The organism is Pseudomonas sp. AC463 (genome assembly GCF_979253585.1).
Window position 1 is genome coordinate 1 of sequence record NZ_CEEDDZ010000606.1, and the last position, 272, is coordinate 272.

Sequence of the window (272 nt, forward strand, 5' to 3'; positions counted from 1 at the left end):
GTCGGGGTGTGCCCCAGCGGCGTGACGTCGCCGACCGCGTCGAGGGCGAAGGTCGCAATGCTGTCGTGGCCGCGGTTGCTGGCGTAGAGGCGCGTGCCCTCCGCGTTGAGCGCGATCGCGCCACCCAGGCTCTCCGTCTGCGTTCCCGCCGGCAGCATCGGAAAGCTGCGTTCGGCGGTCAGCCCGCCGCCGCCGCCGACCCGCAGCACCGTCAGCGTCGACGCGAGTTCGCTCAAGAGATACGCCATCGGCCGCGTCGGGTGGAACACCAG

The 272-nt window shown here is 72.1% G+C and carries 1 protein-coding gene; it reads right to left on the reverse strand.

The window, feature by feature from the left end; genetic code table 11:
* On the reverse strand, positions 1 to 236 hold a 236-nt coding region (locus tag AC0IYH_RS31635), incomplete at its 3' end, for a beta-propeller fold lactonase family protein (RefSeq protein WP_471838200.1).
* Positions 237 to 272: the final 36 nt, after the last annotated feature.